This window comes from Pedobacter riviphilus, assembly GCF_014692875.1.
Classification (GTDB): domain Bacteria; phylum Bacteroidota; class Bacteroidia; order Sphingobacteriales; family Sphingobacteriaceae; genus Pedobacter; species Pedobacter riviphilus.
Genome location: NZ_CP061171.1, coordinates 4,232,162 through 4,255,263, shown reverse-complemented (window position 1 = coordinate 4,255,263; position 23,102 = coordinate 4,232,162). Strand labels below are relative to the sequence as shown.

The following is a 23,102-nucleotide window of genomic DNA, read 5'->3' as shown; positions in this document are numbered from 1 at the left end:
AAATAATGGCAAAATCATCCATCATTGTAATTTTGTTGCTTATGGCAATTCATTATGTTAATGCACAAGAAGTTGTGCCCTTGTATTCAGGAGAAATTCCCGGAGCTAAAACCACACCTGCTGATTATGTAGAAAATACAGAAGTACGTGCAAATGGTACCTTGAGTGTTACCAAAGTATCGGTACCTACGTTTACGGTTTTCGAAGCACCTAAAAATATCGCTACAGGAACCGCGGTAATCATTTGCCCAGGTGGAGGTTATGGTGCTTTGGCATTTAGTCATGAAGGAACCGATGTAGCCAAAAGATTTAATGCTATTGGGGTTACTGCTTTTGTATTGAAGTACCGGTTACCAAGCGATCAGATTATGGTTGATAAAACTTATGGCCCCTTACAGGATGCACAACAAGCCATTTATCTGATTAGAAAAAATGCAAAAAAATACGGAATTAAAGCCAATAGGATCGGAATTATGGGTTTTTCTGCCGGAGGGCATTTTGCTTCTACTTTGGTTGCACATTATAACGATCTTAAAATTACCGATCCTGAAAAGATAGCGCTGAGGCCAAATTTTGCTGTATTAATTTATCCTGTAATCAGTTTTGAAGAATCAGTACATACTGGTACCATGAAGAATTTGTTGGGACCAAATCCTGCTGATAGTTTAAAACATTATTTCTCTGCCAATAAAAATGTGAACAAAAAAACGCCTCCTACTTTCTTAGTACATGCTAAAGATGATAAAACCGTGCCTTATGAAAATAGTGTACTTATGAACGAGGCACTGAAAAAGAATAAGGTAGATACCGATATTTACCTTTACGAAAAAGGTGGTCATGGTTTTGGTTTAATTAACAAAACTTCTGATGTAGATTGGTTTAACTTGTTGGCAGCCTGGATGAAAAAAGAGAAATTTTAATATCTTTGATGAATATTTTAACCTCTTAACCGGAAATTTTAATGCAAAAAACAATTAAATATGTGATGGTAACCCTGGTTGCAATTATTGCAATAGCGGGTTGTAAAAAAGAAATTAATTGGAATGCCAAGCCTGATCCTAATGGAAATGGTTGTAAGCTCATGAGCTTAAAGACTAATTTCGATGCATTGGGCGAAGTTGCCATCAGCTATAAATATGATGCTTCTGGTAAGTTAGTGAGTGCAACCAGCGATAATGAAACGATGGTTTATACCTACTCTGCTACAAAAATTACGGGTATGCTCCCAAGTGGTGAAAAAACAGAACTTACCCTGGCGAACGGAAAGGCGGTATCCAGTTATTTATCTGACTTTTTTCCGGGTGTAAGCGCAACAAGAACTTACACTTATAATGCTGATGGTTATGTAACAGTAATTAAAAGCTATTTACTGAATAAACTGAATTCTACTGCCGAACTTAGCTATACAGGGGGTAATTTAACACAGATCAAAGTAACCTATGCCGAAGATGGAAGTATAGAAACAACCAATTATGAATATTCGAGCGAGATTGCGGTAAATGCTTGCCAGATGGTTGATCCAATTTCTACTATAGTGGATTACATTCCGGGTAATTATTTTGGAAAAGCATCCAAAAACGTACTTAAAAAATCAGTTACAATTTCGAGCGACTTGATTAATGTAGAGACAGAGGAATATTCTTATGTTTTTGATGCTAAAGGCAATGCAACTTCGATCGTGATCAAAAGCCACATTAATAATGGTGGAAGTGCAAACGATACAACTACAACTACTTTGAGTTTAGTTTATAACTGTAAATAGATTCTAAACAACTAGCAAAAGCCTGATCACAATTTTGTGACCAGGCTTTTGCTTTATATGGTTTTTATAGTTTTTACAGGAAACGAAATACAACTCCCATTTTACCACTCTATTTTTACGATTTAGCCCCTTATTTTTTAGTGAAGGTATGTATAAATTTGCTTACATGCATGTCAGTTTTAATCTTGATGTGCTGCAAGTGATCTAACCAAATTACCTAATTAAGTACAAGCCGATTTACAGTTTTTTGATTGTAAATGTGGTTGTATTTCGGGTTTTTATGAAGTTAAGATCAAGCATAAAGCTTTTACAATTAACCAAATATTTACCTAAAATCAAAAAAATGAGAAAAGAAACAATGAAATGGTCTCTGCTATTGGTATGCCTATTTATCGGGCTTTTATCTTGTAAGAAAGATAAGACTGAAGTTAAAGCAGAAAAAGGTCAGGTTAAAGCCTGGGAAACATTGATTGATGGCGCCTCTTTCGCCGATTACACTAATTTCGAGGCACAATGGAATTATAATTATCCCTGGGGCACCGATCATAACGGATCTGCCCGTATGGTGGGCAGTAGTACCAATCATAACCAGATCTCGTTGAGCGGAGGAGTATTAACCATTAAAGCTACCCGCTTAGCTTCATCCCCTGGAAATAGTACAGCTAACGGCTTTACCAATGTAGCTATTTGGTATAATTCTGGCGCATGCCATGCCAAGCAACAGGTGCTAATTAACGATCAGTTTCCTAGTTATACCATTTCAGGCGATTTTGCCGTACCAACGAGTAAAGGTACCTGGCCTGCATTCTGGATTACCGGCGTTAATTCGTGGCCACCTGAAAGTGATATTATGGAGTTTAAAGGCAACAACACCAATTGGCAGAATACATACGATGGAGGTTGGGAGAATAAACTTACAGCGGTTTCTAATGCGGGCTCGTATCATAACTACAAATGCTGGTACAATAAAGTAAGTGCAACGGATGTAGACTGCCATTATTATATTGATAATGTTTGGGTGGCTAAGCATACCATGAGCAATTCTGTAAACAAACCCATGTGGCTGATCATCAACATGCAAATGGAAGGTGATAGTGGTTCGCCTGGTCCATCTGGTAATACTTTTTATACAGGTAAAAACATTTACCTGGGTAGAGAAAGGGCTTTCTAGTTTATAAAGCAAATATTTAATTTGGAGGTAGCATTATAGCTGCCTCCATTTGCAGTGTAAAATAAAATATGAAAAAATACCTAATCATGTTTGCTGGTATGTTACTCTGCGCTTTATTGATGCAGTGCAAAAAGGATGAGATAACGGTACCAGAAAGTAATGCGAGCTTACTGATTGATAAGATTAATTTACTAAGACAGCGCGGATGTAATTGTGGTACTGAATATATGCCACCAGTGCCTGATTTATCTTTAAATATCCAATTGCAAAATGCTGCAATAAGCCATGCGAAAGATATGGCACAACAAAACTATTTTGATCATTTATCTCCGGATGGTGGTACCCCTGCCGAGCGCGCATTGGGTGCGGGTTACACAGGCGATTTTAGGGGCGAAAATTTGGCCAAGGGATATAGTGAGGTTGATCTGGTTATTACCGCGTGGAAAAATAGTGTAAGCCATTGTAAAGCCATGATGGATGCTAAAAGTAAAGCGGCAGGTGCAGGTACAGCACAAAATTATTGGGTAGTAACCTTTGGTGGCTCCTTATAATCCTTTAATTGTTTTGTCAATCACATCCAGTAAGCCATTATTATAAGCATCATCAGTTAATTCCCAGAACATGATGCCATTTAATTTTTGATCAATTACATATTTGGTTTTTAATGAAATTGATTTAGCATCATCAAAAGTAGCAAGATACCTTGTTTGTGGATTATAGTAATATGGCGCTTTGGCTGTCTCATCCCAATAATAGGTATAGCCATTTTCTGCTGCAAACTGTTTGCTGAAATCCTTAAAAGAAACACCTCTTAAAAATTTTGTTGGCTGATATAAGCCCTGGCCTGCATCCGTGGTATTTTCGAAAATACGGGCATAAAATGCTGCACCCAGTGCAATTTTTTGAGTGGGTACGCCTAAATCGATTAGTGTTTTTACTGCATAATCGCCTGATAAAGGTTGTTTTGCGGTAGCATACAATGGGGTGTGATGACCGCTTAGTGTTGCGTACCCGCTTACCAGATCGTAACTCATTACATTAACCCGGTTTACCAGAGGCATGACTTTGTCCCATTCGAAACAAGAATCGATGCAGTTTTTTGTACCACCGGCAGCAAAGCTAATTTCTGCCTTTTTGCCCAATTTTTTACGTAATTCTTTAATTAATAAAGTGAAATTGTGTTTGTCCTCTACCGTATACCTGTGCCCTGGAAAGCCTAACACCGCCGGGTACTCCCAATCAATATCTATTCCGTCGGCATGGAAAAAGTTGAGTATTTCTTTAGTGGTTTTAGCAAATGTTTTCCGCCCGTTAGCCCTGCTGAATACTTCAGAGCAGTTTTGGCAAGCACTCCAGCCGCCCATGGCAATCATTACCTTTAAATCGGGATTACGCTTTTTTAAACTGATCATTTTCGAAATCAGTGCAGAATCCTTAGCCGATCGGATATTCAGACTATCGCCCTTTAAGTGCCCAAAGCTGTAAATCAGGTGGCTCAATTTTTCAATTGGGAAGCTGTCTATCACTGTATTTTGCCCTGTATAATATGCAATTACATTGGGTTTTATTGTTTTTTGTGCTTTTACATTAAAACTTAATAGCTGGCCCAGTATTACAAAAGCAATAATTCTGAATGTAGCGGTGGTGTAGTAGATATTCCTTTTATGCACGGACTAAAATTAAAACGGTTATTTTTCGGCAATAATATTTTGTAATTCGGTTAGTTCTGCCACTTTTTCTGTTGCACCAGCGTTTTCGTATGCCGAAATCAGGTTCCTGATTACACGGCGGATAATATCGGTATTGCTACATGGTCTATAGTATTCGGGCAGGGCCTCTAAATTAAGCTGACGAAGAAACTGATCAACATCATGTTTACCGAAAATATTACCACGGTTAAAGGCATTGATGTAAAAAAGTACACCGTATTCGGTTCCTTCCTGTTTGCTATCATCGATATAACCTAAAATAAAATGTTGCGGTAAATTGATGCCATAAACGGGCAGGTCTAATTTCTGGGCCAGAGTAGAATAGATAATGGCCAGCGAAATCTGGTTACCTTTTTTGCTTTCCAGCACCTGGTTTAAATAAGAATTCTGTGGATCGTGGTGGTTTTTGGTATTGCCGCCAAAACCATACTGTTGATACAAAACGTGGTTGATCAGTTTTACTTTTTCAACCGAACTCATTTCATATTGAAGGCCCAACCAGATATCTCTTTTAATTTCTTCCAGTTGGTTAATTACCTTTTGCTCATCTAAATCAGGATATTGGTACCGGTTAATAATTAATGCACCCTGCAATAAATCAAAAGCACCACTTAAATACCATAAGTTTAAATCTTCTTTAACCGTTTTAAACTGGATCTGATGAACAATATTTTCAATTCGCTCCTGCAACAAGCCATCAAAAGACTGTTCCCAGGCATTTTCTAAAAAATGTACTACCTCGCCGCCATATTCAAGCAGTTTTTTCTCTACATGATGGAATACTTCCTCATCTGGGTCATCCAAAAGTTTTACTAAAGCACTTATCTCTGCGTTATTTTCCATAAAACATACCTACGTTTGCCGTGTTTAATTACTTTTGCAATATTATGCTATTTCAATTTATTACAGATTACCTTAAACACCGTTTAACAGCAAAAAGCCGACATGGAACGCACTCACCATTCGTGTACAAGCTCGCTGATGAGGTAATTTACGATTTTACCGACAAATCTGAATACAAAAACATAGAAGAACAGCGAAAAAAACTTTTTAATGACGATTCGATAATCACTGTTACAGACCTTGGAGCAGGGTCTCACCTCAATAAAAACCGCACAAAGAGGGTAAGTCAGATTGCCAAGAATGCGTTAAAAAGCCCAAGGTTAGCCAAGCTTATTTATCGGTTAGCTAAAAATACCCGAGCGAAAAGTGCGATCGAGCTGGGTACCTGTTTGGGTATTACTACTGCTTATTTAGCAAAAACGGATTCTGAGACTGAGGTCATTACTATAGAAGGCTGTCCGCAAACAGCGGAAGTAGCTAGAAAAAATTTCCAGGATCTAAATTTAGAGAATATTGAACTTCATGTGGGCAACTTTGATTTAATCCTGCCCGATATTATTGCCAGGCAGCCCAGTTTAGATTTCGTTTATATTGACGGTAACCACCGTAAAGATGCAACACTAAATTATTTTAAATGGTGTTTGCCAAAAGTTAATGAAAATTCGCTGCTGATTTTTGACGATATTTACTGGAGCGAAGGGATGAAAGAAGCCTGGGCAGAAATTAAAAACCATCCTGATGTTACCGTAACAGTAGATTTATTCTGGATTGGTTTGGTTTATTTTAAAAAAGGGCAAGCTAAAGAACACTTTAAACTTAAATTTTAAAAGATGAATGTAGAACCCAAGTTAGAAGGTATTCAGAAACGATCGGCGTTGTTTATTTTGTTGGTTAGTTTATTTTTTGGAGTTGCTTTTTATTTGGTGTCGCTTTTTATTGAAATGGATGTGCTTACGCATATCATGTTAGGTTGGGATGCGTTTTGTTTAGCGCTGATTACTCTACATTGGTATATGTTTTTTCATACCTCTCCCGCTGAAACGCATCTTAAAGCCAAAATGCAGGATGAAACCCGTGGCGAAATTTTTGCCATTGTTGTAGTATCTACCTTTGCGGGCTTGCTTGCGGTAATTCTACTATTAATTAATAAAGATATCGAGCCGATCGATTTAATCGTTGCCATACTGGGCATGTTTTTATCGTGGTTTTTAGTGCATACCACCTTTACCATGCGTTATGCCCATTTGTATTATGGCGACAAGCGGAAAGAGAAATCGGAAAAACGTGGTTCGGGATTGGAGTTTCCAGGTAACGATGAACCCGATTTTATCGACTTTGCGTACTTTTCTTTTGTTCTGGGCATGACTTTCCAGGTTTCGGATGTCGAAATTTCGAGCAGGGAGATTAGAAGGCTTTCCCTTTTACACAGTTTAATCGCCTTTATATTTAATACCGTAATTGTGGCATTAACCATTAATGCATTAGCAGGACTAAGCAAATAATTTCTTTTTGGAAAACTTACAAAGCTTAGAAAGGCCTGAGCGAACGAGAACTTCATAAGTTTGGTTGATTCTTTAGTAATAGTGGCTTTTTGAAAATGAGCGTTCCATTTCTTTTGGCAGGCTTCAGTCCCGCTCCCGCTTCTGCACCCGATGAAAAATCGGTTGCATCTCGCTCCGATCGGGTTTAGTTACAGTGGATAAGCGCCTTTGGCTACATGCCGGGAGCAGGCCCTTCGGTTATAAACCTGACAGCAGCGAACACGGAGTGCAACGGAGTAAAGCGGATGGCGGGGCTACAATGGCCAAGCACCACAAGCCGTTCGTTTTCAAAAAAAGGTTAATGTTTTTAAGAATTAGAAAATGAACAGTTCGTTACTTTTGGCGGGCTTCCGTCCCGCTCTTCGTTACTTCCGGTGAAGAACCGGAACCACTTCGATCGGGTTTAGTAACAAAGGTTAAATGCTTCTGGCTCCATGTCAGGCGCAGGGCCTTTCCTCATAAATCTGACAGCAGCAGGCACAAAGTGTAACGAAGTAAAGCGTATGACAGGATCTCAATTACAAGCAATACTGTTTTTTTATTTTAGCTAAATATATTTATCTTATAATCAGGATATTATATTTTTAAACTGATTTTTCAGTAATATAACTTGTTTTTTAGTTGTAAAACTGAAAAGTAAGTTATAGATTTGAGTATGGAAGAATTAACTAAAGCAGAAGAACGCATTATGCAGATTTTATGGAAACTGCAAAAAGCATTTGTGAAAGATATTATTGATGAACTGGAAGAGGAGCCTAAACCGCCCTATAACACCATTTCATCAATCGTTAGGCTTTTAGAAAAGAAAGGTTATGTTAAGTACAAGGCTTATGGAAAAACATACGAGTACTTTCCGGCCATTAGCAAAGATGAATATGCCAAAACCACTTTCTCCAAATTGTTCTCAGGTTATTTTGATAACTCTCCAAGCAGTCTTTTATCCTTTATGGTAAAAGAAGAAAAGTTGAGTGAAAAGGATATCGAAGAAATTAAGAAAATCATTAATCAAGATTCGAAGCCATGATTTTAATCTATTTGTTAAAGGTTTCTGCCTGTACGCTGATATTTTTTGCTGCTTATCAGTTATTGTTGGCTAAGCTCACATTTTTTAACCTGAACCGTGCTTATTTATTAATGATGCTGGTGCTGAGTTTTGGTATCCCGGCGGTTACCATCGAAAACCGTCACGAAGTAACGGTAGCCACCAAAGAGATTCCCTCAAAAATAGCATATAGCAATGATGGTTTTGTTGAGCAGGATTTTGTAGACAAAGGCAGCTCTGCTAACCATAACCTAAACTTGGATGAATTGCTCATATACAGTTATTGTGCCATTTTAGCGGCCCTTATTTTTAGAATGCTTTTTATGATGGCGCGCATTCAGATGCAATTGCGTAAGTATGCTATTGATAGATGTGGTGCCATTATCTTGGTGGATGCGAAATCAAGCATAAAAAACTGCTCTTTTTTTAACCAGATTATTGTCGACTCCACTTTGCAGTATGAAGAAAAGAATCTGGTTATAAAACATGAATCGGTTCACGTTGAGCAGCTGCATGCTGTCGACAAACTTTTAGTCAATTTCGTTACCGCCGTCCTTTGGTTTAACCCCATTATTTATTTCTGGCGGAATGCCATTGATCATAATCATGAATTTCTGGCCGATCGCGAGACTTCAAAAGTTGTAGATAAGAAGATTTATGCTTTTTTACTTTTAGATCTGGCTATGCCATTCCAAAATTTAGCCATTAATAGTTTTAGTAAACTTCCACTAAAAAATAGAATCATGATGTTGTACAAAGAACCCAATACAAAGCTGCAAAAGCTTGCTTATTTAGCTATTATTCCGGTGTTAATGGTTTGCTGTATGGCATTTATAAACCGCAAAGAAATTATTGTTGAGAAAACATTAGCTGGAAACCAGGCTTCTGCAGATGCGTCGACAAGACCAAATGTTTATACTATGAACTACTTAAACAGCAATATTAAGGTTAATCCAAATGCAAAGCCTGCATTTAGAGAAATAGAACCTGTATTGGTTGTTGATGCCGGTCATGGAGGAAAAGATGGATCGGTTGCGGCACTTGATGGACAAAAAGAAAAAGACCTGAACTTAAGAGCGGTGAAAATACTGAAAGAAGAGGCCGCAAAAAGAGGGATTAAAGTAATATTAACAAGAAATGCTGACCAGTTCATTTCACTTAGAGATCGCTTGCCTAAACAAGAAGCCATGGCATTTATTTCCATCCACCATAATGCAACACTTGCAAATGCAGCTGTGCCTTTCGGCGGAATTGAAATTTATGTTTCGAAACAGAACAGTAATATTAAAACAGCGGAAGATCTGGGTGCTGGTATTTTAAGCAAGCTGAAACAGCTAAATGGGCTTGAAGTAAGAGATTCGTTAAAAAACGCAAACCTGTTATTGCTCCGCGAATCTAAAGTGCCTGCTGTTTTAATCGAACTTGGAAATATTTCGAATGGTAAAACACTGGAATATATCAATCAGGAAAAAAATATCCGAAGGATCAGCAACCTGATTTTAGATGGATTTGTAGCTTTTTCGAAACGGGGCTGTTAATAATTATAGTTATGGAATGGTTAACCTACCTGCTTAAAGTTACCGCCTGTACGGTGTTGTTCTTTGGATTTTATGTGGTGGTTTTAAGGAAGCTCACTTTTTTTAAAATCAACCGTTTTTATTTGCTGGTTACGTTATTGTTGAGTTTTATTATTCCGGCTTTGCAGCTTGAAATTAAGCGCGAAATAACAGTAGTGGAAACTGAGGCTCCGGTTAGAATACCTGAAATAAAACCCGCTGCTCAAGAACCTGTTCAACTTATTCGGCCCATGATGTTGGAGTACCAGCCAGAAGTAGAGTCTAAAATCGATTGGATGGTGGTGATGTATTTCATTTATGGTGGTACTGCTTCACTTTTATTGTTGGCCTGCCTATGGCAACTGTTGGGTTTGCTTAAGTATACCGGTAGCTACACCAAAAATGGCGATGGCCTAAAGCTGATCAGCAAAACCGAAGGCTTTACCAATTGTTCCTTTTTTAACTATGTTTTTATAAATCACAACGATTTAAGCACGGCGGATTTATCCGTTTTGCTTAAACATGAGCAGGTACACGTTAAGCAATACCATTCGATAGATAAAATTATTTTAATGGCTTTTAAAGCCGTTTTATGGTTTAGCCCCATAGTTGTTAAAATAATAAATGATGGATTAACTATTTTAGCTTCTAGTGCCACATACTCGAAAAACCTTAACACGATTAATGCAAATAAAGTAAAACTATTAACCAAGGATCAACAAAGTATAATTGTAGCCGATTCTATTCATTTAAATATTGAGACTTCAAAAGCTAAAGTTTTTGGAAGAAAAGATTAAAGGCATTTATACTATGATAATTTAAGTTGAATGTTAAACAAAATCTTAGCCTTAATATTTATAATTTTTATTTCGCTAACCTTAAAAGCTCAGATCAATTTATCTGGTAGAGTAGCCGATCAAGAGTATAAAGCTTTACCATTTGTTACCGTTAAAATTTCTGGTCCTCAAAACCGGGTAAATTATACCCAAACAGATAGTTTAGGTTTTTACACTTTTAAAAATCTACAAACCGGAAAACATTCTGTTGTTTTCTCTGCGCTCAATTTTAAAGCCATTAATCAGTTATTTACCTTAATAAAAGATACTATAATCAATGTTCAACTCATGCGTAACCCGAATACCCTTGTCGACATTCAGATTAATGCCAAAAAAGCATTGATCGAAAAAAAGATCGACAGAACTGTTTTTAATGTAGAAAATAGTATTTCCGCAATCGGGACAGATGCTTTGGAACTGCTTTCAAAAGTTCCTAGTGTACGCGTTTTGAACGATAAGGTTTCGCTGGTGGGCAAAGGTGAGGTTAATGTGATGATTAACGATAAACTGGTGCCTTTGTCGGCAGATGAACTGGCGAATTATTTAAAATCAATTCCATCAGGCACCATTGCCAAGATTGAAGTGATTACCAATCCGCCGGCAAAATATGATGCCCAGGGAAATAATGGCTTGATTAATATTGTATTGAAGAAAGCTACTGCCGAAGGTTTTAAAGGTTCGGTAAATACGGCTTTAACGCAGGCAAATTATATAACCGCATCTGCAGGTGGAAACTTAAATTATCGTAGGAACAAGATCACACTTTCTTCTAATTTCAATATTAGAAAAGGATCTCTTGTACCGTTTGAACAAAGTGATGTTTTTTATCCCGCACAAACCTGGAATATTGTAAATAAGGACCGGAATTTTAGAACGGTGCCCAGTGGGCAGATCGGAATTGATTATCAGGCCACCAAAAAAACAGTATTGGGTTTATCGTACAATGGTGGCGTAACCAGCTTCCATTCTGAAGAAAATATTAAAACCACAGTTTATAACCCAACCAATGGTTTAGACTCGATATTGAATTCTGATGCCAATGCCAAAATCATGTCTCATTATCATTCAGCCAATGTTTATTTAAAACAGACCTTAGATTCTACAGGGAAACAACTGACCATTAATGGCGATTGGTTTAAATATAGTGATGATAAAAATAGATTTTTTAACAATACGAGCTATTTTCAAAATGGAGAGATTATTCCGCACTCCTTTGCCGAATACCTATCAACCAGCAAACAAAATATAGATTTTTTTACCTTAAAGACTGATGTAGACTTGCCCTATAAAACCTTTAAACTATCCTTCGGTACAAAACTGAGCTTTATCAACAACCAAAGCGATCTTGCTTTTTACAAAGCCCGTAATGCGGTTTACGAATTAGATCCTGGCCAAACCAACCTTTTCAACTATCAGGAAAATACCCAGGCTTTATATGTTAATTTCAGCAAGACAATAAAACAGTGGGATTTTCAGGTAGGACTGAGGGGAGAGTATACACAGATTGATGGATTATCGGTTAATGAACAAAATCGGAATGAGTATTTTCGTCTTTTCCCTACACTTTTCATTATTTATCGTGCAAATGATAAAAGCACTTTTTCGGTTAATTATGGACGCCGGATCAACCGTCCTGCCTACCGTAAATTAAATCCTTTCCGTTGGTACAGCAACCAATATGCTTATGCCGAGGGTAATCCATTTTTGCAGCCATCCTATAACGATAACATCGAACTCTCGTACACCTATAATATATATACTACATCGCTATCTTTCAGCAAAACCACAAATGGATTTAATGATGTGAATTTTATTGATGCGGCTACGAATACCCAGGCTGCTCAACCGGTTAATTTTATAACAGGCTATCATTATCAGTTAAGTAATGTCATTAATTTTAACATCGCGAAGGGGTGGGAAACGATTAACCAGTTTGATGTTTTTTACAATGCATCCAATTCCAGTATCGCCCAAACCCTGGGCAGTTTAAATGGATTTGGCGCTTATTTTTCTACGCTTAACCAATTCGTTTTTAACCCGTCGAAAACTATTTTGGGTGAAGTAAGTTTCTGGTACCAATTTCCAACAGTTGATGGGTTGAATAAAAATAAAAAACAGTATAATCTCGATTTGGGCATTAAAACTTTGTTCCTCCATAAAAAAATACAATTGGCCATTACTGCCAGCGATATTTTAAAAACAAACCGATACCGTTCTAGCAGTTTGGTTAATAACATCAGGCAGGAGTATAATAATTATTACGATAGTCGGCAGCTGCGGATTACTTTCCGTTATAATTTCGGAAATGAAAAAATTAAACAGCAGGATAGGAAACCTGGGAATGAAGAGGAGCGGAAGAGGAGTAATTAGGGATGGAAGATGTGAAATGTATGATGGAATAGGGGCAATCTGTTAATACACCAGATGATTTTTAGGAGAAAAGGTGCTGATGAATCGTCATTCCCAACTTGATTGGGAATCGTAATGCCTTAGTAGGGTTTGTAGCTTGCATTAAGATTCCCACCTGCGCGGGAAAGACGGCCATTCCTTGTACTCTGTCATTGGTAACTTGTTTCAGCACCTATCTTATTATAAAGATTTTTCACTGCGTTCAGAATGATAAGCCTGGGCGAATGTTCAATCACCCATCTCCTAAAACGCTTCAGCCAAGCTAATGTAAAATCCTGCCTGGCGTTTTTCATTTGGCAATTTTTCTCCTATACCATAATCTAATCGAACGCTCAAACCTTTTGCCGGATCGAAAAAGTAGCGACCGCCAAGCCCAAAATTTGGTTTTAATCCATCGCCATTAAACTGGCTGTTTGCAAATACTTTGCCGGTACCCGCAAAAGCTACAATGCCAAAGCGGTTCATAAAACGGTAACGGATTTCGGCCTGCGCAGCCATTAAGTTTTCATCGCGGTAGCGACCACTGTAATAACCACGCATCATTTGGTCGTTCCCTAATTGCTGCAATAAATAAAATGGTGTGCTTTTGCTCTGTATGGTATAATAAATTCCCTGTATACCCAAAACCACTTTCGGGGCTAAACTAAAGAAACCACGAAGGTCGAGCTTAATCTGTGAGCCATTGAAATTTTCCCCGCCAAAAAAATCTGGTGCATATTGATAGGTTGCCCTACCGAAAAAACCTTTGGTTGGATAGTTATTGCTGTTACGGGTATCGTAACTTTGAGATGCGCCGATCCATGCTACCGAGCCACCGTCTTTATCTAAAATTTGTGGGCTAGTGGAATAAATACCTCCAGGCTGTCTGTCTATAAAATGATAATTCTCAAAACCTAATGAAATACCCGTATAAGCTTTGGGCAAAGTATTCATTTCGGCATCGAAAAGTGTTTTAAAAACCCTTTGATCTAATTTGTTTTCATCAGACTTTGTAGCGCTGTTGCCAATACCATAAAAATTAAAGGGCTGGTTTTTAAAGCGGATATCACCGATAAAGTGGTATTTGTTCCCTTTTGTCCACATATCGCCCTTAAGCATAAAATTAGCCGTCTTTTTAGTAGAATAAGTTGTGTTTAAAGCGAAATTGGAACTGCGGTTCAATGTATCTTTCCGGTCTATATAGAATGAATAAATGGCCCCGACACCAAATTCAAATCCTGTTTCCTGACTATAACCAAAGGCCGGTAACGGTAAAAAGCTCGCTTTACGTGTAGTATCTTTTTCGTTTGAGAGCATTTTCCTGATCAGTTTCATCTGTGCGAATGAACTTCCTGAAATGAGCGCAAGTAAAATAATTAGACAGTATTTTTTCATCAAGGCAAAGAAAGGGAAATTTAGTTATAGTTCATTCGTTCACTAGTCATTTGTTCATTGGTAACTGCCAACTATGTTAATTATGGTTAGTGTTTATGCGGGTACAGTAACATTTGGGGTTATACAGTCCCGCCTCCGCTTCTGCTCCGATGAAACCTGTAAAACAAACAAGCACACAGTAAAAAACAAATCAGACGGGAGCATCTCGCTATTGTCGGGTTTAGGTGGCCTGGCCTGTTCATGCTATTGGAGCTTGTAGCGCATCATGATACAGCTTATTGAGGATGGGGTAAGGAAAGTTTAATCGTAGCAGAATATGGCCCACCTAAACCGGATTGACGGGAAAAGCCCACAGGTGAGGCACGAACCGAGGACTTGTACCAGAAAGCCGGACTACCTTTAATAATAGCTACTGTTATTGCTTTTCAAAAAAATAGATGTGATTGTTTATTTGCATGAAGATCCTTCGACTATGCTCAGGATGACAATCGTGGGAGAAAATTTATCTGATATAACTAACTAAGGGATGCCGACTTGGGACTGTGGACTAATACAATCGCTTTTACGTTTTCACCTTTCGGCCTAAATACCTATTTTTGCGGCAAATAATACAAAACGAAATGAGCAATACAAGAGGACCAATATCTCAGTTTATGGAGCGTAATTACCTCCATTTTAATGCAGCGGCAATGATGGATGCGGCTAAAGGATACGAAACGCATTTAGACGAGGGTGGTAAAATGATGATCACACTTGCTGGTGCTATGAGTACTGCAGAATTGGGAATTTCACTTGCAGAGATGATTCGCCAGGATAAAGTGGCCATTATTTCTTGTACTGGTGCAAACCTTGAAGAAGATATTATGAACCTGGTAGCACATTCACATTATAAACGTGTACCAAACTATCGCGATTTAAGTCCGCAAGACGAATGGGACCTTTTAGAAAACCATTACAACCGTGTTACGGATACCTGTATCCCTGAAGAAGAGGCTTTCCGTCGTTTACAGAAACATATCCATAAAATATGGAAAGATGCAGACACTGCTGGCGAAAGATATTTTCCGCATGAGTTTATGTACAAAATGCTTTTAAGCGGCGATTTGGAGCAATATTACGAAATCGATCCTAAAAACTCATGGATGCTTGCTGCGGCAGAAAAGAATTTACCAATTGTGGTACCTGGATGGGAAGATTCTACTATGGGTAATATTTTTGCCTCATATGTAATGAAAAATGAATTGAAAGCCAGTACAATGAAAAGCGGTATCGAATATATGGGCTGGTTGGCCGATTGGTATATTGCAAACAGTGGAGGGAAAGGAATTGGTTTCTTTCAGATTGGTGGTGGTATTGCCGGCGATTTCCCGATCTGCGTGGTACCAATGCTTTATCAGGATATGGAAATGGAAAATATTCCTTTCTGGAGTTATTTCTGCCAGATCTCAGATTCGACTACTTCTTATGGCTCATACTCTGGTGCCGTACCGAATGAAAAGATCACCTGGGGTAAGCTGGATATCCACACGCCAAAATTTATCGTAGAAAGTGATGCAACAATTGTAGCGCCGCTAATGTTTGCCTGGATATTAAAACAATAATCAGAAAAAATAAATAAACCAAATTGGTTTCAAGTATGCCCATTGGAGATAACCTATCAAAAATGGGCATTTTTATTGTCTGAATGGCTTGAAATGACATTTGTTTAGAATGATTATAAATTGTATTTCCAGTCACTATTATGTCATGGGATTTATTAATAAGTTATACTTTTGTTCAAGTTTTGGTGGAGCTACCCCTAGTTCAGCATCAATTTCACAACAAAAAGTAAATTAAATAAGTATAAAGTGTTCATTATGAGAGATATCTCGATGATTTTAAAAAGCGTTTGGAAGTCGTTATTCGTGTTTTCAGCAATTTCCGTAATAGCGGTTTCTACCGTAAATGCGCAGGATGCTAAAGAAGGAAGAACGCTTTTCAAAGCAAAATGTTCTTCGTGTCACGCGTTAGATCACAAAGTTGTTGGTCCGGCATTAACTGGAGTAAGCGATCGTCACCCTGAAGCGTTCTTGTTAAAATGGATCCCGAACAACGCGGCAATGATTGCTGCAGGTGATCCGGCTGCTGTTAAATTATTTAACGATAATGGTAAAGTAGCAATGACTACCTTCCCTGAGTTAGATGAGGCGAAAGTAAAAGATATCTTAGCTTACATTAAAGAAGGCGAGCCAAAGCCAGCTGGCGATGCAGCAGTTTCTGCAGCACCAAAAGAGGATAAAACTTCGGGTTTATCAATTGCTGGTATTGTAGCCATTGTTGTATTAGCGATTGTTATTTTAGTAATTTTAGGTCGTGCATCTAAATTATTAGAGCGTTTAATTCTGCAAAAACAAGGTATCGAGATTGAAGAAGATGTGCCATTAAAAGTTGGTGTGCGCAAAATGTTCAAAAACAAGAAGTTCGTAATGTTCTTCATTTTGTGTTTGATCATCTGTTTAGGTTCGTTCGGTTGGATGGGCATGTGGAATACTGGTGTTCATACCGGTTACCAACCAGTTCAACCAATTAAATTCTCGCACGAGTTGCACGCAGGTATCAATCAGATCGATTGTCAGTATTGCCACTCTGGAGCATTCAAATCTAAAAATGCATCTATTCCATCATTAAATGTTTGTATGAACTGCCATAAAGCGGTACAGGCAAGAGATAAATATGATGGTGAGATTTCTCCTGAGATCAAAAAAATCTACAATGCTTTAGGTTACGATCCGGAAACACAGAAATATGATGAAAGTAAAGCTAAACCAATGGAGTGGGTACGTGTACACAATCTACCTGATTTTGCTTACTTCAACCACTCTCAGCACGTAGTTGTTGCTGAAGATGCAATCCGTAAAGCAAAAGGATTACAACCAAACGAGCCTGTGTGTTTCGCTTGTCACGGTCCGGTTAATACCATGGAAGAAATTTACCAATATTCTCCATTAACCATGAAATGGTGTATTAACTGCCATAAAGAAACAGATATTTCTGGTCAGAAAAACAATGCTTTCTACGCTAAGGTTATCGAAGCGCACGAAAAAATTAAAAAAGGCGAGAAAATTACACCAGCTTTATTGGGTGGTTTAGAGTGTGGTAAATGCCACTATTAATAGATTAGAGTTTAGTAAGAACGTTCGATAAACAGTAATATAGCTTAAATGGAAAGCAATAAAAAATACTGGAAAGGCTTAGAGGAGTATAACAATACACCCGATTTTGTTAAGAATAACAAAAACGAATTCGCCGAGCCACTTCCAATAGAAGATGTTTTAAATGAAGCAGGGTTAAGTACCGTTACCCCACGCCGCGACTTTTTAAAGGCGTTAGGTTTTGGTTTAGGTGCGGTTACATTAGCTGCCTGCCAAAGTACACCGTTAAAAAAATCAATTCCTTATCTGGTAAAACCTGAAGAAGTAACTCCAGGTATTCCTAACTATTATACTTCTAGCTTTAATGGCCAGAGTATTTTGGTTAAAACAAGAGAAGGCCGTCCGATTAAAATTGAACCAAATCCTAATGCGGGTCAGTTTAACTGCGGTACCGATGCAAGAGCGCAGGCTTCTGTATTAGATTTATACGATGTATCTAAACTAAAAGCACCTGCTACAGTAAAAGGTGGGCAGGTTGAAGAAACTACCTGGGCAAAAATCGACAGCTATGTAAAAGGCGAGTTGGCAAAAGCACAGGCGGGTGGGAAGAAAATCCGTATTGTAGCATCAACGGTAAATAGCCCATCAACTAATGCAGTAATTGCACAGTTTGTGACCAAATACCCTGCTGCTAAATTGGTTCAGTATGATGCGGTTTCTTATACTGGTATTATCCAGGCGAACCAAAACAGTTTCGGTAAAGCCGTTTTACCTAAATACAATTTTGATAAGGCCGATTTAATTGTAAGTTTCAGTGCCGATTTCTTAGGTACATGGATTAGCGGAGAAGAGTTTACTGCTCAATATACAGCTAACCGTAACTACAAATCGTTAGCAAATAAAAAAATGAGCCGCCACATTCAGTTCGAAAGTGGAATGAGCTTAACAGGTACCAATGCAGATACCCGTATTCCGGTTAAATTATCAGAAGAAGGCCCTGCATTAATCGCTTTATACAACGCAATTACTGGTCAGGCTTTACCTGGAGGAACATTAGGTAATAATGCTACAGCTGATAAAGTAATTAAATTGGTTGCTAAAGAATTATTGCAAGCTAAAGGTAAAGGCCTTGTAGTTTGTGGTTCGAACGATGTTTCTACACAAATTTTAGTAAATGCCATTAACGCCGCTATCGGAAGTTATGGTACTACTATCGATTTAGATAATCCTTGCTACCTATATGCTGGTAACGATGCCGAATTTAATGGTTTAGTTGCTGAAATGGGTCGTGGCGAAGTTGGTGCAGTTTTATTCTTAAACAGCAACCCTGCTTACGATGCTGCAAACCCGAAAGCATTTACTGATGCTTTAGCTAAAGTTCCGGCGAAAATTTCATTCTCAGACCGTGCTGATGAAACGGCTACGCTTTGTGATGCAATTGCCATTAACCACAACTACTTAGAATCATGGGGTGATGCAAACGCTTACGAAGGATATTATTCTATCGTTCAGCCAACCATTAACCCGGTTTTCAATAGCCGTCAGGCAGAAGAAAGTTTATTAACCTGGGCTGATGCTCCTGTTAAAGATTACTATCAGTTTGTTCGCAGCAACTGGGAAGCTAAAGTATTACCAGCTGCAGGTTTGAAATGGGAAGAGGTGTTAGAGAAAGGTGTGGTTACAACAGCTGCAAAAGCTGCTGCTGCTTACAGCTTCACTTTATCGTTAGCTGCAGTAGCTACTTCAATTACCAATAGCAGCAAAGCTTTGGCTAAAGAAGTAGAGTTACAGGTTTACGAAAACATCCCGATGCGTGATGGTAAGAATGCCAACAACGCGTTCCTGCAAGAGTTACCTGATCCGGTTTCTAAAGTAACCTGGGATAACTTTGTTGCCATTGCGCCAAAATTTGCTGAAAAATTAAAGGTTAAAGAATTTGATGTTGTAACTGTTAAAGCCAGCAACGGATATTCAGTAGATCTTCCGGTATTGATCCAACCAGGACAAGCACAAGGAACTGCATCTATCGCCGTAGGTTATGGCCGTACCAAAACTGGTAAAGCCGGTAACGATGTAGGTAAAAATGCTTTCCCTTTTGTTTCTTTTGTTAATGGAACAATGCAATACGCTACTTCGGTAACCATCACTCCAACAGGTGGATACTACGAATTGGCTCAAACACAAACTCACCACTCTTTCGAAGGTCGTGCAGTGATTAAAGAGGCTACCTTTAAGGAGTATCTGAAAAATCCTGGAGCGGGCAACGAAAAGGGCGAGCATAAAGATTACGATCTTTGGGATCAATATGAAAAACCAGGTAACAACTGGGTTATGGCAATCGATTTGAATGCCTGTACAGGTTGTGGTTCTTGTATTGTTGCTTGTAACGTAGAAAATAACATTCCTGTTGTAGGCCGTGATGAGGTTCGCCGTCGTCGCGAAATGCACTGGATCCGTATCGACCGTTACTATAGCTACGAAACTAAGGATGGTGATGTAACGAGAGAGAAAGAAATTGCTAAGTTAGAAGACTTAGATCACGTTTCTGTTGTTCACCAACCAATGTTGTGCCAACACTGTGATCACGCACCTTGCGAAACAGTTTGTCCGGTATTGGCAACTGTACACTCAAGTGATGGTTTAAACCACATGGCTTATAACCGTTGTGTAGGTACACGTTACTGTGCAAATAACTGTCCGTACAAAGTGCGTCGTTTCAATTGGTTTAACTACTGGAACGATTCACGTTTCGATAACTATTTAAATAACGAGTTTACTCAATTAGTTTTAAACCCTGATGTAACTACACGTTCTAGAGGGGTAATGGAAAAATGCTCTATGTGTATTCAACGTATACAAGGTGGCAAATTACAAGCTAAATTGGAGAAACGTCCATTAAAAGATGGCGATATTAAAATGGCTTGTCAGGAAGCTTGTTCAGCAAATGCAATTGTATTTGGTGATGCAAACGATCCAAATTCAGAGGTTTCAAAAGCATTACGTTCTGAGCGTATCTACTACGTATTAGAAGAGATCAATGTGAAACCGGGTATCGGCTACATGACAAAAATTAGAAATACAGATACAACAGTGCAAGCGTAAGCTTTAGTATAAAGAAAATACAAATTATGTCAGGACATAACGAATCAATACTTAGAGAACCATTAATTACCGGAGATAACATCACGTATGCAAAAATTACAGATGATATTTTAAGTCCGGTAGAGAACAAGCCAAACAAGGCTTGGTGGATTGGTTTCATCGTTGCCGCATTAGGTGCTTTACTTTGGGTAGTAGCAGTAAGCTACACTTTCTGGAATGGTATCGGATCATGGGGTTTAAATAAAACAGTTGGTTGGGCTTGGGATATCACCGGTTTCGTATGGTGGGTAGGTATCGGTCACGCTGGAACACTAATTTCGGCAGTACTATTACTTTTCCGTCAGAACTGGCGTAACTCCATCAACCGTTCGGCAGAGGCGATGACTATCTTCGCCGTTATCTGTGCCGCTACTTATGTGGTATCGCACATGGGCCGCCCATGGTTAGCTTATTGGGTTTTACCTTTACCAAACCAATTCGGCTCACTTTGGGTAAACTTTAACTCGCCATTGGTATGGGATATGTTTGCGATCTCTACTTACTTCTCTGTATCATTATTATTCTGGTACACAGGTTTATTACCAGATATCGCTACCATCCGCGACCGTGCAGTGGGTACACGTAGAAAAATCTATTCTATCTTCTCTTTTGGATGGAGTGGAAGTGTTAAAACTTGGCAACGTTTCGAAGCGGTGTCGTTAATCTTAGCCGGTATCTCTACGCCACTTGTACTTTCGGTACACACCATTGTATCAATGGACTTTGCAACATCGGTAATTCCAGGATGGCACACTACCATCTTCCCTCCATACTTCGTGGCAGGAGCGATCTTCTCAGGATTTGCGATGGTATTAACTTTATTGTTGGTTGCACGTAAAGTATTGGGATTAGAAAACTACATCACTATGTTCCACATCGAGTCGATGAATAAAATCATCATCTTAACCGGATCAATCGTAGGTGTGGCTTATTTAACTGAGTTCTTCATCGCTTGGTATTCAGGTTCTGAGTATGAGCAATACGCATTTATCAACAGATCTACTGGTCCTTACTGGTGGTCGTACTGGATGATGATGACTTGTAACGTAATCTCTCCACAGTTGTTATGGTTCAAAAAGATCCGTTTAAGCATTAAAGCTACCTGGATTCTATCAATCGTAGTAAACGTAGGTATGTGGTTTGAGCGTTTCGTAATTATCGTTACTTCATTACACCGCGATTATATTCCATCAAGTTGGGCAATGTTCTATCCAACATGGGTTGATATCAGTGTATTCGTAGGTTCAATTGGTTTATTCTTTACCTTATTCTTATTATTCTTAAGAGTATTGCCATCAATCGCTATAGCAGAGGTTAAATTATTATTAAAAACTGCAAGTGAGCAAGCCAAAATGAAACAGATTAAAGAAGGGCATGAGAATAAAGAATACGTTGCAGAATACGTAGAGTCTTTAGAAAAATTTGATAGTGTTAAACAAGAAGATTACGCAAAAATATAACAATGAGTGATATCAAATATATTTTAGGCAGCTTTGGCGATCCTGACGAAATGATGCATGGCATCGAAAAACTTCAGGAAAATAACATCAGCATTTATGATGTATACACACCAATGCCTATACACGGAATAGAAGCCAAATTAGGAATTAAAAGATCTAGAATCGATATCGCAGCATTTTGCTTTGGTATTACCGGTACTTGCTGTGCATTCGCTTTGATTTATTTCTGCGCAGTTATCGATTGGAGAGTAAACATAGGTGGTAAACCATCATTTGCATTACCGGATTTTATTCCGATAATGTTCGAGCTTACAGTATTATTCTGTGCTTTCGGTATGGTGTTAACTTATTATGCATCTACTCACTTATTTCCAGGAAGAGCACCAAGAGTAATGGATTTACGTGCTACTGATGATCGTTTTGTTATTGCAGTTGATGCAAAAGACAATGTAGAACATACTGTAATTGATGGATTATTAAAAGATGCAGGTGCTTTAGAAATAAAGTATAATGAAAGGAAGTACATTAGCTATGAATAAGAATAAATTTGTTTACACAGCGTTTTTAGCTATCGCTTTTGCAGCTACCTTTTCTGCTTGTAAAGATAAACGCAGTACTGGCTTAGAATATGCCAGAAACATGTATGATCCGATTGCTTACAATCCGGACCAACCAAACAAAAATTTTAAAGATGGTAAAACAGCCCAGTTGCCACCTGCACATACTAAACCGGTAGGTTTTACTGAATATGATGAGTATCCTAATACAAAAGAAGGATATGAGGCAGCAGGTGTGAGCATGGTTAACCCTTTACCAGTAGATACTGTTAATTTAGCTCAGGGTAAACACTTATTTACCGTTTTCTGTAGCCCTTGCCACGGAGAAAAAGGCGATGGACAGGGACACTTAGTTAAAATTGAGAAATTTAGTGGTGTACCTGCTTATCAAACAGGTTCCTCATCTAGAGGTGGTAACATGGCCGATCTTACCGCAGGTAAAATTTACCATACCATTACTTATGGTGTAAATAACATGGGCTCGCATGCTTCGCAAATCTCACCAACAGATCGTTGGAAAGTGGTGATGTATGTTCAACAATTACAAAAAGGACAATAGTAAAGCAAATA

At 38.4% G+C, this 23,102-nt stretch carries 19 protein-coding genes; 16 read left to right on the top strand and 3 right to left on the bottom strand.

The window, feature by feature from the left end; genetic code table 11:
* Positions 1-5: 5 nt before the first annotated feature.
* From H9N25_RS17400 to H9N25_RS17385, 4 genes are all read left to right on the top strand, one after another.
* Entirely contained in the window at positions 6-920 is a 915-nt protein-coding gene (locus H9N25_RS17400) for an alpha/beta hydrolase (RefSeq protein WP_190326690.1), read from the top strand.
* A gap of 41 nt (positions 921-961) precedes the next feature.
* Positions 962-1,762 (top strand): DUF4595 domain-containing protein, encoded by an 801-nt coding sequence (locus H9N25_RS17395; RefSeq protein ID WP_169502768.1) that lies wholly within the window; start codon positions 962-964, stop codon positions 1,760-1,762.
* Between the two features lie 343 nt (positions 1,763-2,105).
* On the top strand, positions 2,106-2,933 hold the full coding sequence (locus H9N25_RS17390; RefSeq protein ID WP_208399024.1) for a glycoside hydrolase family 16 protein: 828 nt from the start codon (positions 2,106-2,108) through the stop codon (positions 2,931-2,933).
* Between the two features lie 68 nt (positions 2,934-3,001).
* The gene (locus tag H9N25_RS17385) at positions 3,002-3,484 is read left to right on the top strand and encodes a CAP domain-containing protein (protein ID WP_169502769.1); all 483 of its coding nucleotides are present in this window, start codon (positions 3,002-3,004) and stop codon (positions 3,482-3,484) included.
* On the opposite strand, the gene H9N25_RS17380 is transcribed toward H9N25_RS17385, so the two are convergent.
* Positions 3,479-4,603 (bottom strand): glycoside hydrolase family 18 protein, encoded by a 1,125-nt coding sequence (locus tag H9N25_RS17380; RefSeq protein WP_169502770.1) that lies wholly within the window; start codon positions 4,601-4,603, stop codon positions 3,479-3,481. The two genes, H9N25_RS17385 and H9N25_RS17380, sit on opposite strands and share 6 nt — an antisense overlap.
* Positions 4,604-4,621: 18 nt before the next feature.
* Positions 4,622-5,485, bottom strand: a complete 864-nt coding sequence (locus H9N25_RS17375) for a transglutaminase-like domain-containing protein (RefSeq protein ID WP_167297165.1) — start codon at positions 5,483-5,485, stop codon at positions 4,622-4,624.
* A gap of 44 nt (positions 5,486-5,529) precedes the next feature.
* Here H9N25_RS17375 and H9N25_RS17370 point away from each other — a divergent pair, with 44 nt between their 5' ends.
* The 6 genes from H9N25_RS17370 to H9N25_RS17345 all read left to right on the top strand — a co-directional run bounded on the left by H9N25_RS17370 (position 5,530) and on the right by H9N25_RS17345 (position 12,830).
* Entirely contained in the window at positions 5,530-6,312 is a 783-nt protein-coding gene (locus tag H9N25_RS17370; RefSeq protein WP_169502771.1) for an O-methyltransferase, read from the top strand.
* 3 nt (positions 6,313-6,315) lie between these two features.
* The gene (locus H9N25_RS17365) at positions 6,316-6,987 is read left to right on the top strand and encodes a DUF1345 domain-containing protein (protein WP_167297163.1); all 672 of its coding nucleotides are present in this window, start codon (positions 6,316-6,318) and stop codon (positions 6,985-6,987) included.
* A 694-nt stretch (positions 6,988-7,681) separates the two neighbouring features.
* A complete protein-coding gene (locus H9N25_RS17360; protein WP_167297162.1) occupies positions 7,682-8,050 on the top strand; it encodes a BlaI/MecI/CopY family transcriptional regulator in 369 nt (122 codons plus the stop codon).
* Complete coding sequence (locus tag H9N25_RS17355; RefSeq protein WP_169502773.1) at positions 8,047-9,606, top strand: N-acetylmuramoyl-L-alanine amidase; 1,560 nt, start codon at positions 8,047-8,049, stop codon at positions 9,604-9,606. Before H9N25_RS17360 ends, H9N25_RS17355 begins: the two co-directional genes overlap by 4 nt.
* 11 nt (positions 9,607-9,617) lie before the next feature.
* On the top strand, positions 9,618-10,421 hold the full coding sequence (locus H9N25_RS17350) for a hypothetical protein (RefSeq protein WP_190326689.1): 804 nt from the start codon (positions 9,618-9,620) through the stop codon (positions 10,419-10,421).
* Between the two features lie 30 nt (positions 10,422-10,451).
* Positions 10,452-12,830, top strand: coding sequence for an outer membrane beta-barrel family protein (locus tag H9N25_RS17345; protein ID WP_190326688.1), 2,379 nt, complete (start codon positions 10,452-10,454; stop codon positions 12,828-12,830).
* Positions 12,831-13,112: 282 nt separating this feature from the next.
* On the opposite strand, the gene H9N25_RS17340 is transcribed toward H9N25_RS17345, so the two are convergent.
* On the bottom strand, positions 13,113-14,243 hold the full coding sequence (locus H9N25_RS17340; protein WP_167297158.1) for a BamA/TamA family outer membrane protein: 1,131 nt from the start codon (positions 14,241-14,243) through the stop codon (positions 13,113-13,115).
* Positions 14,244-14,863: 620 nt separating this feature from the next.
* On the opposite strand from H9N25_RS17340, the gene H9N25_RS17335 reads away from it, so the two are divergent.
* The 6 genes from H9N25_RS17335 to H9N25_RS17310 all read left to right on the top strand — a co-directional run bounded on the left by H9N25_RS17335 (position 14,864) and on the right by H9N25_RS17310 (position 23,091).
* The gene (locus H9N25_RS17335; RefSeq protein WP_167297157.1) at positions 14,864-15,844 is read left to right on the top strand and encodes a deoxyhypusine synthase family protein; all 981 of its coding nucleotides are present in this window, start codon (positions 14,864-14,866) and stop codon (positions 15,842-15,844) included.
* Between the two features lie 255 nt (positions 15,845-16,099).
* Positions 16,100-17,395 carry a c-type cytochrome gene (locus H9N25_RS17330; RefSeq protein WP_190326687.1) on the top strand — a complete coding sequence of 432 codons (1,296 nt, stop codon included), beginning with the start codon at positions 16,100-16,102 and terminating at the stop codon, positions 17,393-17,395.
* Between the two features lie 48 nt (positions 17,396-17,443).
* Positions 17,444-20,476: a TAT-variant-translocated molybdopterin oxidoreductase gene (locus H9N25_RS17325; protein WP_190326686.1), complete on the top strand. Its 3,033-nt coding sequence runs from the start codon at positions 17,444-17,446 to the stop codon at positions 20,474-20,476.
* A gap of 26 nt (positions 20,477-20,502) precedes the next feature.
* Positions 20,503-21,975, top strand: coding sequence for an NrfD/PsrC family molybdoenzyme membrane anchor subunit (gene nrfD / locus H9N25_RS17320; protein ID WP_167297154.1), 1,473 nt, complete (start codon positions 20,503-20,505; stop codon positions 21,973-21,975).
* 2 nt (positions 21,976-21,977) lie between these two features.
* Positions 21,978-22,514: a DUF3341 domain-containing protein gene (locus H9N25_RS17315; RefSeq protein ID WP_090498415.1), complete on the top strand. Its 537-nt coding sequence runs from the start codon at positions 21,978-21,980 to the stop codon at positions 22,512-22,514.
* The gene (locus tag H9N25_RS17310; RefSeq protein WP_167297153.1) at positions 22,486-23,091 is read left to right on the top strand and encodes a c-type cytochrome; all 606 of its coding nucleotides are present in this window, start codon (positions 22,486-22,488) and stop codon (positions 23,089-23,091) included. The genes H9N25_RS17315 and H9N25_RS17310 overlap by 29 nt, the downstream gene beginning before the upstream one ends.
* Positions 23,092-23,102 lie beyond the last annotated feature (11 nt).

What these genes read in the sequence shown, in the direction of transcription:
- H9N25_RS17400 (WP_190326690.1), top strand. Translation starts at nt 6, where the DNA reads ATGGCAAAATCATCCATCATTGTAATTTTGTTGCTTATGGCAATTCAT.
- H9N25_RS17395 (WP_169502768.1), top strand. Translation starts at nt 962, where the DNA reads ATGCAAAAAACAATTAAATATGTGATGGTAACCCTGGTTGCAATTATT.
- H9N25_RS17390 (WP_208399024.1), top strand. Translation starts at nt 2,106, where the DNA reads ATGAGAAAAGAAACAATGAAATGGTCTCTGCTATTGGTATGCCTATTT.
- H9N25_RS17385 (WP_169502769.1), top strand. Translation starts at nt 3,002, where the DNA reads ATGAAAAAATACCTAATCATGTTTGCTGGTATGTTACTCTGCGCTTTA.
- H9N25_RS17375 (WP_167297165.1), bottom strand. Translation starts at nt 5,485, where the DNA reads ATGGAAAATAACGCAGAGATAAGTGCTTTAGTAAAACTTTTGGATGAC.
- H9N25_RS17370 (WP_169502771.1), top strand. Translation starts at nt 5,530, where the DNA reads ATGCTATTTCAATTTATTACAGATTACCTTAAACACCGTTTAACAGCA.
- H9N25_RS17365 (WP_167297163.1), top strand. Translation starts at nt 6,316, where the DNA reads ATGAATGTAGAACCCAAGTTAGAAGGTATTCAGAAACGATCGGCGTTG.
- H9N25_RS17360 (WP_167297162.1), top strand. Translation starts at nt 7,682, where the DNA reads ATGGAAGAATTAACTAAAGCAGAAGAACGCATTATGCAGATTTTATGG.
- H9N25_RS17355 (WP_169502773.1), top strand. Translation starts at nt 8,047, where the DNA reads ATGATTTTAATCTATTTGTTAAAGGTTTCTGCCTGTACGCTGATATTT.
- H9N25_RS17350 (WP_190326689.1), top strand. Translation starts at nt 9,618, where the DNA reads ATGGAATGGTTAACCTACCTGCTTAAAGTTACCGCCTGTACGGTGTTG.
- H9N25_RS17345 (WP_190326688.1), top strand. Translation starts at nt 10,452, where the DNA reads ATGTTAAACAAAATCTTAGCCTTAATATTTATAATTTTTATTTCGCTA.
- H9N25_RS17340 (WP_167297158.1), bottom strand. Translation starts at nt 14,243, where the DNA reads ATGAAAAAATACTGTCTAATTATTTTACTTGCGCTCATTTCAGGAAGT.
- H9N25_RS17335 (WP_167297157.1), top strand. Translation starts at nt 14,864, where the DNA reads ATGAGCAATACAAGAGGACCAATATCTCAGTTTATGGAGCGTAATTAC.
- H9N25_RS17330 (WP_190326687.1), top strand. Translation starts at nt 16,100, where the DNA reads ATGAGAGATATCTCGATGATTTTAAAAAGCGTTTGGAAGTCGTTATTC.
- H9N25_RS17325 (WP_190326686.1), top strand. Translation starts at nt 17,444, where the DNA reads ATGGAAAGCAATAAAAAATACTGGAAAGGCTTAGAGGAGTATAACAAT.
- nrfD (WP_167297154.1), top strand. Translation starts at nt 20,503, where the DNA reads ATGTCAGGACATAACGAATCAATACTTAGAGAACCATTAATTACCGGA.
- H9N25_RS17315 (WP_090498415.1), top strand. Translation starts at nt 21,978, where the DNA reads ATGAGTGATATCAAATATATTTTAGGCAGCTTTGGCGATCCTGACGAA.
- H9N25_RS17310 (WP_167297153.1), top strand. Translation starts at nt 22,486, where the DNA reads ATGAAAGGAAGTACATTAGCTATGAATAAGAATAAATTTGTTTACACA.